General features: G+C 67.5%; 12 protein-coding genes. 2 read left to right on the top strand and 10 right to left on the bottom strand.

Annotation, left to right across the window (positions count from 1 at the left end):
* The first annotated feature begins 114 nt into the window (after positions 1 to 114).
* Both lplT and BW39_RS11880 read left to right on the top strand, forming a co-directional pair.
* Positions 115 to 1,416 (top strand): lysophospholipid transporter LplT, encoded by a 1,302-nt coding sequence (gene lplT / locus BW39_RS11875; RefSeq protein ID WP_013800185.1) that lies wholly within the window; start codon positions 115 to 117, stop codon positions 1,414 to 1,416.
* Positions 1,417 to 1,614: 198 nt separating this feature from the next.
* Positions 1,615 to 2,514 carry a DMT family transporter gene (locus tag BW39_RS11880; protein WP_043821915.1) on the top strand — a complete coding sequence of 300 codons (900 nt, stop codon included), beginning with the start codon at positions 1,615 to 1,617 and terminating at the stop codon, positions 2,512 to 2,514.
* A 27-nt stretch (positions 2,515 to 2,541) separates the two neighbouring features.
* Here the strand turns inward: BW39_RS11880 and BW39_RS11885 are convergent, their stop codons facing one another.
* The 10 genes from BW39_RS11885 to BW39_RS11930 all read right to left on the bottom strand — a co-directional run bounded on the left by BW39_RS11885 (position 2,542) and on the right by BW39_RS11930 (position 11,087).
* Positions 2,542 to 3,060 (bottom strand): AmiS/UreI family transporter, encoded by a 519-nt coding sequence (locus BW39_RS11885; RefSeq protein ID WP_013800183.1) that lies wholly within the window; start codon positions 3,058 to 3,060, stop codon positions 2,542 to 2,544.
* A 293-nt stretch (positions 3,061 to 3,353) separates the two neighbouring features.
* Positions 3,354 to 4,220 carry a ProQ/FinO family protein gene (locus BW39_RS11890; RefSeq protein ID WP_034397802.1) on the bottom strand — a complete coding sequence of 289 codons (867 nt, stop codon included), beginning with the start codon at positions 4,218 to 4,220 and terminating at the stop codon, positions 3,354 to 3,356.
* Positions 4,221 to 4,304: 84 nt separating this feature from the next.
* The gene (glcF, locus tag BW39_RS11895; protein WP_043821924.1) at positions 4,305 to 5,555 is read right to left on the bottom strand and encodes a glycolate oxidase subunit GlcF; all 1,251 of its coding nucleotides are present in this window, start codon (positions 5,553 to 5,555) and stop codon (positions 4,305 to 4,307) included.
* Positions 5,556 to 5,616: 61 nt separating this feature from the next.
* Positions 5,617 to 6,399, bottom strand: a complete 783-nt coding sequence (locus tag BW39_RS11900; protein WP_012202244.1) for a YoaK family protein — start codon at positions 6,397 to 6,399, stop codon at positions 5,617 to 5,619.
* Between the two features lie 25 nt (positions 6,400 to 6,424).
* A complete protein-coding gene (gene glcE, locus BW39_RS11905; protein ID WP_043821917.1) occupies positions 6,425 to 7,579 on the bottom strand; it encodes a glycolate oxidase subunit GlcE in 1,155 nt (384 codons plus the stop codon).
* A 136-nt stretch (positions 7,580 to 7,715) separates the two neighbouring features.
* Positions 7,716 to 8,027: a helix-turn-helix domain-containing protein gene (locus BW39_RS11910; RefSeq protein WP_013800179.1), complete on the bottom strand. Its 312-nt coding sequence runs from the start codon at positions 8,025 to 8,027 to the stop codon at positions 7,716 to 7,718.
* Complete coding sequence (locus tag BW39_RS11915; protein ID WP_013800178.1) at positions 8,008 to 8,391, bottom strand: type II toxin-antitoxin system RelE/ParE family toxin; 384 nt, start codon at positions 8,389 to 8,391, stop codon at positions 8,008 to 8,010. Before BW39_RS11915 ends, BW39_RS11910 begins: the two co-directional genes overlap by 20 nt.
* A 197-nt stretch (positions 8,392 to 8,588) precedes the next feature.
* Positions 8,589 to 9,962, bottom strand: a complete 1,374-nt coding sequence (amt, locus tag BW39_RS11920) for an ammonium transporter (protein WP_179217977.1) — start codon at positions 9,960 to 9,962, stop codon at positions 8,589 to 8,591.
* A gap of 31 nt (positions 9,963 to 9,993) precedes the next feature.
* The gene (locus BW39_RS11925; protein ID WP_012202241.1) at positions 9,994 to 10,332 is read right to left on the bottom strand and encodes a P-II family nitrogen regulator; all 339 of its coding nucleotides are present in this window, start codon (positions 10,330 to 10,332) and stop codon (positions 9,994 to 9,996) included.
* A gap of 23 nt (positions 10,333 to 10,355) precedes the next feature.
* Entirely contained in the window at positions 10,356 to 11,087 is a 732-nt protein-coding gene (locus BW39_RS11930) for a TorF family putative porin (RefSeq protein ID WP_013800176.1), read from the bottom strand.
* Positions 11,088 to 11,631 lie beyond the last annotated feature (544 nt).

Genomic DNA, 11,631 nt, shown 5'->3' on the forward strand with positions numbered 1-11,631 from the left:
CTTGGGATTCTGGCACTGCCAGCCAAAGGCCGCGTGATATAACCGCCAGTCACTTGCCACGGGGTCCTTATTTAACCGGTCAGCAGCCCTGCAGCTGACCCCATCTGCCTATCCATGAAGCGCGGTTTCTACACCATCATGTCAGCGCAGTTCTTCAGCTCGCTGGCAGACAACGCCCTGTTCGTGACCGCCGTGGAACTGCTGCGCACCAATGGCGCCCCCGAGTGGCAGCGCGCCGCCCTGGTGCCCATGTTCGCGCTGTTCTACGTGATCCTGGCCCCCTTCGTCGGCGCCTTTGCCGACGCCCTGCCCAAGGGGCGGGTGATGTTCATCAGCAATGCGATCAAGATCGTGGGCTGCCTGATGATGCTGTTCGGCAACCACCCGCTGCTGGCCTACGCCGTGGTGGGCCTGGGCGCAGCGGCCTACTCGCCGGCCAAGTACGGCATCCTCACCGAATTGCTGCCCGCCTCCCAGCTGGTCAAGGCCAATGGCTGGATCGAGGGGCTGACCATCACTTCCATCATCCTGGGCGTGCTCGTGGGCGGGCAGTTGCTGAGCCCGGGCATCTCGGCCCATCTGCTGGACTTCGACCTGCCGCTGCTGGACACGGGCGTGGACACGGCCGCCGAAGCGGCGATTGCCGTGCTGGTCGGCGTCTATGCGCTGGCCGCCTGGTTCAACCTGCGCATTCCGCTGACCGATACCATCCTGCGCCCGCTGCGCCAGGACCCCAGCAAGAGCCTGCTGGCCAACACCCTGGCCCTGCTGCCCGACTTCTGGACCTGCAGCCAGCGGCTGTGGGGGGACAAGCTGGGCCAGATCTCGCTGTCCACGACCACGCTGTTCTGGGGCGTGTCGGGCAACCTGCGCTACATCGTGCTGGCCTGGGGCGCGGCGGCCCTGGGCTACGGCACCTCCCAGGCATCGGCCCTGGTGGGCGTGGTGGCCATCGGCACGGCCGCAGGCGCCATCCTCGCGTCCATGCGCATGCGGCTGGACAACGCCACGCGCGTGATTCCGCTGGGCATCACCATGGGCCTGCTGGTGATCGCCATGATCTTCATCAAGAGCGTGTGGGTGGCCATTCCCTTCCTGATCCTGCTGGGCGGCCTGGGCGGCTTCCTGGTCGTGCCCATGAATGCGCTGCTGCAGCACCGCGGCCACAACCTCATGGGCGCGGGTCGCTCGATTGCCGTGCAGAACTTCAACGAGCAGGCCTGCATCCTGGCGCTGGGCGCCTTCTATGCGCTGTCCACCAAGTTCGGACTGTCGGCTTTCGGCGCCATCACGGTGTTCGGCCTGGTGGTGGCCGGCATCATGTGGCTGATCGGCCGCTGGCACGTCAGCAACGTGCGCAACCATCCCGAGGAAGTCGAGCGCCTGCTGGTGATTGCCCGCAAGGATTGTCATTGAGACTACCCCCTGAGGCGCTTCGCGCCTTCCCCCAGGGGGGACGACACCCTCGCGGCGGGGCGGCCCTGGCTCGGTGTCTCTCGCTTTGGGCCTCGCCAGTTCCATAGGGCGCTATCGATTGATAGGCCTGGTCTAAATGGTCTTCTCGTATTGTGTTCGGTGCGGGCTTTGCCTGACCGGGCACTTTTTCGTGGTTTTATGCATAGCCCGCTGCCCGTTCTCGCCCTGCTGTTCAACACCCTGGTCTGGGGTCTGGCCTGGTGGCCGTTTCGCGCCATGCACGAGGCTGGCCTGCATCCGCTGTGGGCCACGGCGCTGATGTATGCCCTGGTGCTGGCGGGGCTGGTGGCGCTGCGCCCGGCCAGCCTGCGCCAGGCGCTGCAGTACCCGGCGCTGATCCTGCTGGGCGCCTGCGCGGGCAGCAACAACATCGCCTTCAACTGGGCAGTGACCATTGGCGATGTGGTGCGCGTGGTGCTGCTGTTCTATCTGATGCCCGCATGGTCGGTGCTGCTGGCCTGGAGGCTCCTGGGCGAGCGGCCCACGCCCGCTGCGCTGACGCGGCTGCTGCTGGCCTTTGGCGGGGTGGCGCTGGTGCTGGTGCCCGAGGGCACATTCAGCGGCGGCTCGCCCGGGCTGCTGCGCGGTCTGTCGCTGGCCGACGGCCTGGCACTGTTCGGCGGCTTCACCTTTGCGCTGACCAATGTGCTGCTGCGCCGCCTGCAGGCCGTGCCGGCGCAGGCGCGCATGCTGGCCATGTTCAGCGGCTGCATGGCCATGGGGCTGGCCAGCGCCTTCGCGGGCAGCAGCGTGGGGCTGGTGCCGCCCATGCCTGCGCCGCAGGCCGGCTGGATGCTGATCGCCGCCGGCCTGGCCGTGCTGCTGATGCTGGGCAACTGGGCGCTGCAGTTCGGCGCCGCACGCCTGCCGGCCAGCGTGACCGCCGTGGTCATGCTGGCCGAGGTGGTGTTCGCCAGCGTCTCCTCGGTGTTGATTGCAGGCGAGGTGCTGACGCCGCGCACGCTGCTGGGCGGCGCCTGCATCATCGCAGCCGCGCTGCTGTCTGCACTGGCGCATGCACGGCGGCGTGGGGCTTGACGCCCCGCCCGTACTCACGCTGCGCAATCAGCCCGTGAGCTGCCCCGCCAGCAGCAGGTAGCCCGGCAGCCAGCCCGTGAGCACGCCCTGCGCAATGCACAGGGCGCCCGTCACGCGGCCGATGTTGCGGCCCAGGGCCAGCAGCACGAAGAACATGGCCCACAGCACGGCCCAGGCCGCCCAGTTGGCCGCCATCCACCAGTCGATGGCGGTGCGCGCGCCCAGCAGGGTGTCGATGGCCACGGGCACGGCGGTGATGGCCACGAACAGGCTGAACCAGCCCAGGCCCCGGCCATCGGCGCCCGTGAAGCGGTTGATGGCCACCCACAGGTAGGTGAAGGCGAACAGCAGGGTCAGCGCGCCGGTCTTGACCGAGGCCGCATCGGGCTCGGGCCCGAAGGCCGAGGCCAGGCCGATGATCAGCGAGACCAGGCCCGCGAACACGTTGATGACCCAGATCTCCCGGTCGGCGATGCGCCCCAGCATCCACAGGCCGTTCAGGCACAGCACGGCGCCCACGTAGAACAACGACAAACCCAGCCACATCGCAAGTCTCCTTTTGCTTTTTTGCTTTGAAGTGCCTTGCGCGCGTGTTCAGCCCACGGGAACGAGCGCGCACGGCAAGGCGCCGCCGCCCCGTGGCCGGGTGCAGCGGCGTCCGTGAAACAGTTCATCCCCGGGCCCGCCCCTGGTGGGCATCTGCGTGCTGGCGGAAGGGTCCGCTGCAGAGATGCCGCCTGTGATCCAGGGCAGGTGCACCGGCGCGGCCCTTGCCGGGCACGCGGCGGTGGAGTGTGCCGGCAGGCGGTGCTGCCGGTCCTTGGTGCCGGTCCTTGTGCCTAGGCCGCCTGCGTCTGCAGGCGGCGGCGGGCGCGTTCCAGCTGCTGCGCCACCTGGCGCGGGTTCATGCCGTACATGTCGGCAAAGCCGGCTTCTGAGGTCTGGCCGCTGGCCTCGAAGGCGCGCAGCAGCGCCTCGTCGCGTGCGGTGCGCGCATCGGCCTCGGCCAGTGCCTCGGCCACCAGGGTGTTGGTGGCCTCGTCACGGCCTTGCACGCGCGCCGCGTAGTCGTCGCGCGACAGGCCCGATGCCTCGTAGGCCGCGATGATGCGGTTGCGCAGCTTGGGCGCCAGGTCTTCGGGCGAGCGGTGCTGGCGGCGGCGGAAGACTTCGATCAGCGCATGGTGCACATGCTCGGGCGCCATGGCCTCGACCGACTGGCCCTGCAGGTCATGCCGGGCCTGGCCGCTGGCCACCACGGTGAGGTAGCGGCTCGAGCGCGTGTGCTGGGACAGGGCCAGCTTGAGCTGGTCGCGGTCAATGGCTTCAGGATGGGCGGCCAGCAGGTCTTCGAAGATGCCGCGCTTGAGCGGCAGCGGCTGCTCGCCAAACAGGTTCGGATGCCATTGGGCCAGTTGCGCCAGCAGCGGGTGCTGGGTGCGCACGGGCCTGGAAGCGTTGGCCTCGGCACTGGCGGCCGTGCCGGATGCGGCATCGGCGGCAGGCTCGGTGGCCTTGCCCTTGTTGCGGCCACGTCCGCCACGGCGCGAGCGCTTGCGGCCCTGGCCATCGGCGCTGGCTGCAGCCTGCGGCTCGGTGCCGGCAGCGGCGTCCGCCGGCAGCGCGGCGCTCTGTTCTTGCGGTTCAGACACGGATTCAGTCATGGCGGAGCACGTGGGCTTGGAGAAAACGAAACCCCGCATCATGCCAGCATTGCAAAGGCTTGCGCGGGCATAGGCCCCACGGCGTCGCGCTGGAGGCACAGATGCGCAGTCGGTACGCGGCTGGTCTCAGGCCAGCAGGGCCTCATCCAGCACCTCGATCCAGTGGCGCACGGGCAGGTCCGTGCCGTTTTGCAGGTGGACGATGCAGCCCATGTTGGCCGAGAGGATGGCGGCGGGCCGCTGGGCATCGAAGCCTTCGGTCAGCGCACCGATCTTGCGGTCGCGCAACTGGTGCGAGAGTTCAGGCTGCAGCACCGAGTAGGTTCCCGCCGAGCCGCAGCACAGGTGCGACTCGGTGCGCGCCACGCGCAGCTCGAAGCCCAGCCTGGCCAGATGGGTTTCCACGCCGCCGCGCAGCTTTTGCCCGTGCTGCAGCGTGCAGGGCGGGTGGTAGGCCATGGGCGCGGCCGGTGCGCGCATCCTGCCCTGCAGGCGCTCGGCCAGCTCGGGCAGGAGCTCAGGCAGCAGCTCGCTCAGGTCGCGCGTGAGGGCGCTGATGCGGGCTGCCTTGTCCGCGTACTGCGCATCGTCCTTGAGCAGATGGCCGTATTCCTTGACGGTGACGCCGCAGCCCGAGGCATTCATGACAATGGCCTCCACCGCGCCGCTGTCCACCTGCGGCCACCAGGCGTCGATATTGGCGCGCATCTGCGCCTTGCCGCCTTCCTGGTCGTTGAGGTGGAATTTCACGGCGCCGCAGCAACCGGCCTTGGGGGCGATCACGGTCTGTATGCCGGCCGCATCCAGCACGCGCGCGGTGGCGAAGTTGATGCGCGGCATCATGGCCGGCTGCACGCATCCGGCCAGCAGCAGCACCTTGCGCGCATGCTCGCGCACGGGCCAGGCGCCCGCATCCTGGGGCTGGGGCACTTTCTCGGCCAGGACTTCGGGCAGCAGGCCGCGCACGGCCTGGCCCAGCTTCAGGGCCGGGGCGAACAGCGGCGAGTTCAACCCCTCCTTGAGCGCCCAGCGCTTGGCGCGCTCGCCCAAGGGGCGCGGCACCTGTTCCTCGACGATCTTGCGGCCTATGTCCACCAGGTGGCCGTACTGCACGCCGCTGGGGCAGGTGCTTTCGCAGTTGCGGCAGGTCAGGCAGCGGTCCAGGTGCTGCTGGGTGGCGCGCGTGGGCGTCTCGCCCTCCAGCACCTGCTTGATCAGGTAGATGCGGCCACGCGGCCCGTCCAGCTCGTCGCCCAGCAATTGGTAGGTCGGGCAGGTGGCCGTGCAAAAGCCGCAGTGCACGCACTTGCGCAGAATGGCTTCGGCCTCCTGGCCCTCGGGCGTGGCGCGGTACTGGGGTGCGAGTTGGGTCTGCATGGTGGGGCTCTTGTTGTATGGGTATCGGGGAACGGTCAGGCACGGCAGCCGGACGCGGCGGTCAGGCGCGAGGCGCGGCCCGCCGGCCCAGCAGCAGGGGCAGCCGCGCACGGTCGGCCCACAGCGGCGGCAGGGACAGCAGGCACAGCACCACGGCCAGCGGCACGACGAAGACAAAGCCCAGGTGCCGGAAACCCAGCGCACCCGCAATGCCGCCCAGCAGGAACATGGACAGCAGCCCTGCGAACAGCCGCAGCCGCACATGGTTGGCGTGGACCCGGTGCTCGGGCGGGCTGCCGTGGCGATTCCAGTAGAGGGCTCGACCCAGCTCCATGCCCAGGTCGGTGATCACGCCCGTCATGTGCGTGGTGCGGATCTGCGAGGACGACATCTTGGTCACCGTGGCGTTCTGCAACCCCATGATGAAGGACAGCAGCAGCACGGCCAGCGGCACGGCGAACGGCGTGGGCCAGGCCAGCATGGCCGCGCCCAGCACGCCGAAGAGCAGCATCAGCGCGGCTTCCAGCAGCAGCGGCAGCGCATAGCTGCTGCGCAGCCGGTGGTGGCGCGCCCAGTTGACCAGCAGCGACGTCGCGGCCGCGCCGCACAGAAAGGCCAGCAGCGCGCCGCAGGCACTGAGCACCAGCGCCGTATTGCCCAGCACGAGGTTGTCGGCCAGCAGCGAGACAAAGCCCGTCATGTGCGAGGTATAGGAGTGCACCAGCAAAAAGCCGCCCGCATTCACCGCACCCGCGTTGAAGGCCAGCAGCAGGCCCAGCGTGCGGTTGCTGGCCACCGTGCGGTGCCGGTCCGTGAGCAGGTGCAGGTGGTGGCGCATGCGCATGGGCGGAGCCAGGCGTTGGCCCGGCCTACCAGGCGGCGGCCAACCGGCCGCGGTTGAAGATGCCCGCAGGATCGAAGGCCTGCTTGAGCCGCGCATGCAGCGCGGCCGTGGCATCGGCCGCCTGGGCGTCGAAATCGGGCTCGGCGCCGGGTTGGTCTGCGGCCTCGGAGCGGAACAAGGTGGCCGATCCGCCCGCTGCTTTTGCCAGCGCGCGCAGCGCATGGCCCAGCGCACGCGGCGCCTGTACCCAGCGCAGTGCGCCGTGCCATTCGATCAGCGGCCCCGTGCAGCCGTCCGGCAGCGCCAGGGCCGGAGCCGTCTGCGGCACGGACAGGCGCCACAGCGCATGGCCCGGCGCGCGTGCGGTGAACCAGGGCAGCTGCTGCTCGCGGCAGGCCTGCCAGTCGGCAGCGGCATGCACAGGGTCCATGCGCTGCACACGCTCGCCACCCAGGCGCTCGCAGGCCGCCTGCACGGCGGCACGTGCGCCGCGCAGGCGCAGGTACAGCACGCCCTGGGCTGCGCCCTCTTCCTGCAGCCAGCAACTGGCATTGAGCGGCAGCGGCTGCCCGCCCCAGGCATTGAGCCAGTCCAGCGCCTGCTGCTGGCTGCACGCGAAGCGCAGCGTGGCCTCGGCCGGCGCCACGGGCAGCACCTTGAGGCTGACCTCGGTGATCAGGCCCAGCGCGCCCCAGGAGCCCGCCATCAGCCGCGAGACGTCGTAGCCCGCCACGTTCTTCATGACCTGCCCGCCGTAGCGCAGCAGCTCGCCCTGGCCGTTGATCATCTCCAGCCCCAGCACGAAGTCGCGCACGGCGCCCACGCTGGCACGCGAAGGCCCGGACAGCCCGCTGGCCACCATGCCACCCACGGTGGCGTTGCTGCTGTCTCCATTGAAATGCGGAGGCTCGAAGGCCAGGCACTGGCCCTGTGCGGCCAGCAGGGCCTCGACCTCGGCCAGCGGCGTGCCGGCGCGCACGGTCACGACCAGCTCGCTGGGCTCATAGCTGACCACGCCGGCCAGCGCCCGCGTGTCCAGCAGCTCGCCCTGCAGGGCCAGGCCGTGGAAATCCTTGGTGCCGCCGCCGCGTATGCGCAGCGGCGTGGCGTCGGCCGCAGCAGCGCGCACGCGCTGGGCGATCTGGAGGAGGTGGCTTTGGGCTGAATCCATGGCCTGCATCGTAGCGGCTGGGCTCTTTTGCGCCTCGGTGCGGACCCGTGAATTTTTTGAACGGCGTGCTTGAAGTTCTGCGGGCGGCGCAAAACACCCTCACCCAAAAGGCAAAGGCAGACGCCGGATCAGCCGCCTGCGCCCCTCATCGGAGAGGCTCGAAAGGATGGACCTGGATGTCGGCGTCGGGAAACGAGGCGACCAGCCTCAGCTCGCCGCCCAGCGCACGGACGTACTCGCGCAGCGTGCTCACGTACATGTCCTCGCGGCGCTCCAGCTTGGAGATGGATGCTTGCTCCACGTTCATGGCCCTGGCCACTTCGACCTGTGTCACGTTGCGGGCCTTGCGCAATTCCTGGAGCTGCATTTCCACCAGCATGGCCTCGGCCCGCGCGGCGGCCCGGGACTGTGCCTCAGGCGACATCCTGGCGCGCAGTTCACTGAATTTCCTGGCCATCGATTCGTCCTTCCTTTTGCAGGGTTTCGAGGTGGGTGTCGTACAGCCGGTCGGCAATGGGCACATGCACCTCATACCAGCGGCCATCGCCCGTCTTGTCGCCGCCGATCAGCAAGATTGCGCAGCGGCGCGGATCGAACGCGTAAAGCAGCCGGTAAGGCCGTCCCTCATGTTGCACACGAAGCTCACGCATGTGCGGATGCCTGGAACGCCCGATGCCGGACGTATGGGGATATCCGAGATTCGGCCCTCTTGCCTCCAGCAGACGCACGGACGCGTCGATGGACTCCTGCTCGGCCTGCGTCAGATCAGCCCACCAGTCGCCAAGCTCGTCGGTGTACTCCACCTCCCAGGGTTGGGTCATTATTCCCTCCAGAATATATTCCGTCAATGGCATATAAGCCAAAGATCCGTCTTATAACGGAGCTCACCATAAGGCGGTTGGCGTGCGGCAGACCTCCTGATTTCCTCAGCCGCTGAAGGGCGTTTGCGGCGCGGCAATGAAAAAAGGCCCCGGTGCAAGCACCGAGGCCAATCCGCAATGAACTCCCTGGAAACCGATCAGCGGTAGTACGCCACCTCGCCGTGCGTGGTGATGTCCAGGCCCTGGCGTTCGGACTCTTCGCTGACGCGCAGGCCGACGACCAGGTCGCAGATCTTGTAGGAGATGCCAGCCACCACGCCGGACCAGACGATGGTCAGCAGCACGCTCTTGACCTGCACCCACACTTGATGGCCCATGTTGAAGTCTGCGGGCTCGATGCCGCCCAGGCTGGAGGCGCAGAACACACCGGTCAGGATGGCACCCAGGATGCCGCCCACACCGTGCACGCCGAACACGTCGCAGACGTCATCGACCTTGAGCACCTTCTTGAGGCCCGACACACCCCACAGGCAGACGGGACCGGCGATCAGGCCCATGACGATGGCGCCCATGGGGCCGACGAGGCCGGCCGCCGGGGTGATGACCACCAGGCCGCCCACGGCGCCCGAGGCGGCGCCCAGCATGGAGGCCTTGCCCTTGTGCAGGGCTTCGGCGGCCAGCCAGGAGATGGTGGCGGCGCCCGTGGCGACGATGGTGTTGATGAAGGCCAGGCCGGCAATGCCGTTGGCAGCGCCTGCCGAGCCGGCGTTGAAGCCGAACCAGCCCACCCACAGCAGCGAGGCACCGACCATGGTCAGCGTCAGGCTGTGCGGAGGCAGGGCTTCACGGCCGAAGCCGATGCGCTTGCCCAGCATGTAGGAGCCCACCAGACCGGCGATACCGGCGTTGATGTGCACCACGGTGCCGCCGGCGAAGTCCAGCGCGCCGTCCTTGCCCAGCAGGCCGCCACCCCAGACCATGTGGGCCATGGGGATGTAGCTGAAGGTGAACCACAGCACCGAGAACAGGATCACGGCCGAGAACTTGATGCGCTCGGCGAAGGCGCCGACGATCAGGGCCACGGTGATGGCGGCGAACGTGGACTGGAAGGCCACGAACACGTACTCGGGAATGGTCGGCAGCGCGCCGGCCAGCGTGTCGGGTGCAATGCCCTTGAGGAAGATCTTGCTGAAGCCGCCGAAGAAGTTGCCTTCGCCGGCAAAGGTCAGCGAGTAGCCGTAGACGGCCCACAGCAGCGTGATCAGCGAGAAGATCACGAAGACCTGGCAGAGCACGGACAGCATGTTCTTCGTGCGCACCAGGCCGCCGTAGAACAGTGCCAGGCCCGGGATCACCATCAGGATCACCAGCATGGTCGAGGTCAGCATCCAGGCCGTGTCACCGGCGCTGAGTGCGGGGGCCGGCGCCTCGGCTGCCGCCGCAGCGGCGGGGGCTGCTGCAGCGGCTGCATCGGCAACGGCTGCAGCGGCGGCGGGCTCCTGTGCCAGGGCAGCGGCGCCTGCGGCCAGCAGGCCCAGCCCCAGGCCCATGGAAAGAAGTCGTTTGGTCATGGCAGTCTTTCGGGAAACGAGGGGTTGAAACTCACAGTGCGCTGTCGCCGGTCTCGCCGGTACGGATGCGGACGGCCTGCTCGATGGGCAGCACGAAGATCTTGCCGTCACCGATCTTGCCGGTGCGCGCAGCGGCCTCGATGGCATCGATCACCTGGTCCACCAGCGCGTCGGGCACGGCGGCCTCCAGGCGCAGCTTGGGCAGGAAATCGACCACGTATTCCGCGCCGCGATACAGCTCGGTATGGCCCTTTTGGCGGCCGAAGCCCTTGACTTCGGTCACGGTGATGCCCTGCACGCCGATGTCGGAGAGCGCCTCGCGCACCTCGTCGAGCTTGAAGGGCTTGATGATGGCGGTCACCAGTTTCATGATGCTTTGCTCCTCAGGTCCGGTTACAGGGTCTTGGTCAGCGTCACGATCAGGCGCGCCTTGTTGACGTCACCGAAGTACGACTTCTTGTTCGCACCCGTCACGGCCGCGCCCAGCGACACGCCGTCGCCGAAATCGTAGGCACCGCCCACGCTGTAGTCCATATAGTTGGGCACGCCCAGGCCCTTGATGTCGCTGGCAAAGCGGGTGAAGCCCAGCGATGCCTTGACCGTCACCTTGGGCATCACTTCCTGGGTGAAGCCCAGCCACAGGTAGCCGGTGTTGCGACCCGACAGTCCCGAGCCGGCCTTCTCGCCGGCCCAGCCGAAGTAGTCCTTGGACACGGTGTGCGAGTACTTGGCCGTGAACGGTCCATAGGTGGCCGCGCCATACAGCTCGGTGGTGTTGCCACTGGAATTGCCCGAGTACAGGTACTGCAGCGCGCCGAAGTCCAGGTCCACCTCGCCGGCCTTGAACTTGTAGCCGCCGTAGAAATCGGTTTCCAGCGAATTGCGGGGGAGCCAGTCCACGCTGGAGTTCCAGTTGCCGATGTACCAGCCGCTGTCGCCGAAGGTGTAGTCGAAACCGCCTTGCAGGGCAGGCTTGACGGCCTTGTTGCGTCCCGTGTCCTGGTCCTGTCCGCGGAACTTGTAGTTCGTCGTCAGGGACACATTGGCTGTGAGCTGGGCGTGGGCCCAGAGCGGAGCGATGGCGACACAGGCGATGGCGAGCGACTTGAGGCTGGCACGGGACATGGGATCCTCCGGTTTGAAAAATTTCGTGACAACCGGGTTAAGCACGGACCGTGCCAGTCTTTTGATGCCGGGGCGTGCGCCTTTCCGGCTCCCCAATGCGGCGCTGCAACACACAGCGATGCACCGGCTTTGTGCAAAAAATGTGCACCGATGCGGCGATAGCGGGCACTCACATGGCGCATCATCAAAAATGCACCAAGATAGTGCATATCACATTGCAACCCTGCTTGCTCTGCCCTAAGAGGCCTGGTATTGCTAGAACGCACTGTAAGGAGGGACTCTCAAAACGCCTGTATCGGGGCATTCCGATATCGATGATTTTCCAAATAAACACCACCTTGCATCCCAGATAAGGCAATTGCTTACATATCCAGGATATTTCCGACCCCTCATTTGATTGCCCTATGGCCATCGGCTTGTCTATGATCCCCGCTCACCAAGAGCAGGGAGGCCGCCCCCAGGGCGGCGCGCACTATGACACGCCGAGTCACCATACACACGCCATTGGGCGAGCAGCTGCATTTCCGTGAATTGCGCGGCCAGG

The sequence above is a fragment of the Delftia sp. RIT313 genome, assembly GCF_000632165.1.
GTDB lineage: Bacteria > Pseudomonadota > Gammaproteobacteria > Burkholderiales > Burkholderiaceae_C > Comamonas > Comamonas acidovorans.

Bases quoted from the DNA above. Each gene is read 5' to 3' on its own strand.
- lplT (WP_013800185.1), top strand. From the start codon at position 115: ATGAAGCGCGGTTTCTACACCATCATGTCAGCGCAGTTCTTCAGCTCG.
- BW39_RS11910 (WP_013800179.1), bottom strand. From the start codon at position 8,027: ATGGCCAGGAAATTCAGTGAACTGCGCGCCAGGATGTCGCCTGAGGCA.
- BW39_RS11880 (WP_043821915.1), top strand. From the start codon at position 1,615: ATGCATAGCCCGCTGCCCGTTCTCGCCCTGCTGTTCAACACCCTGGTC.
- amt (WP_179217977.1), bottom strand. From the start codon at position 9,962: ATGACCAAACGACTTCTTTCCATGGGCCTGGGGCTGGGCCTGCTGGCC.
- BW39_RS11890 (WP_034397802.1), bottom strand. From the start codon at position 4,220: ATGATGCGGGGTTTCGTTTTCTCCAAGCCCACGTGCTCCGCCATGACT.
- BW39_RS11915 (WP_013800178.1), bottom strand. From the start codon at position 8,391: ATGACCCAACCCTGGGAGGTGGAGTACACCGACGAGCTTGGCGACTGG.
- BW39_RS11930 (WP_013800176.1), bottom strand. From the start codon at position 11,087: ATGTCCCGTGCCAGCCTCAAGTCGCTCGCCATCGCCTGTGTCGCCATC.
- BW39_RS11885 (WP_013800183.1), bottom strand. From the start codon at position 3,060: ATGTGGCTGGGTTTGTCGTTGTTCTACGTGGGCGCCGTGCTGTGCCTG.
- glcF (WP_043821924.1), bottom strand. From the start codon at position 5,555: ATGCAGACCCAACTCGCACCCCAGTACCGCGCCACGCCCGAGGGCCAG.
- glcE (WP_043821917.1), bottom strand. From the start codon at position 7,579: ATGCAGGCCATGGATTCAGCCCAAAGCCACCTCCTCCAGATCGCCCAG.
- BW39_RS11925 (WP_012202241.1), bottom strand. From the start codon at position 10,332: ATGAAACTGGTGACCGCCATCATCAAGCCCTTCAAGCTCGACGAGGTG.
- BW39_RS11900 (WP_012202244.1), bottom strand. From the start codon at position 6,399: ATGCGCATGCGCCACCACCTGCACCTGCTCACGGACCGGCACCGCACG.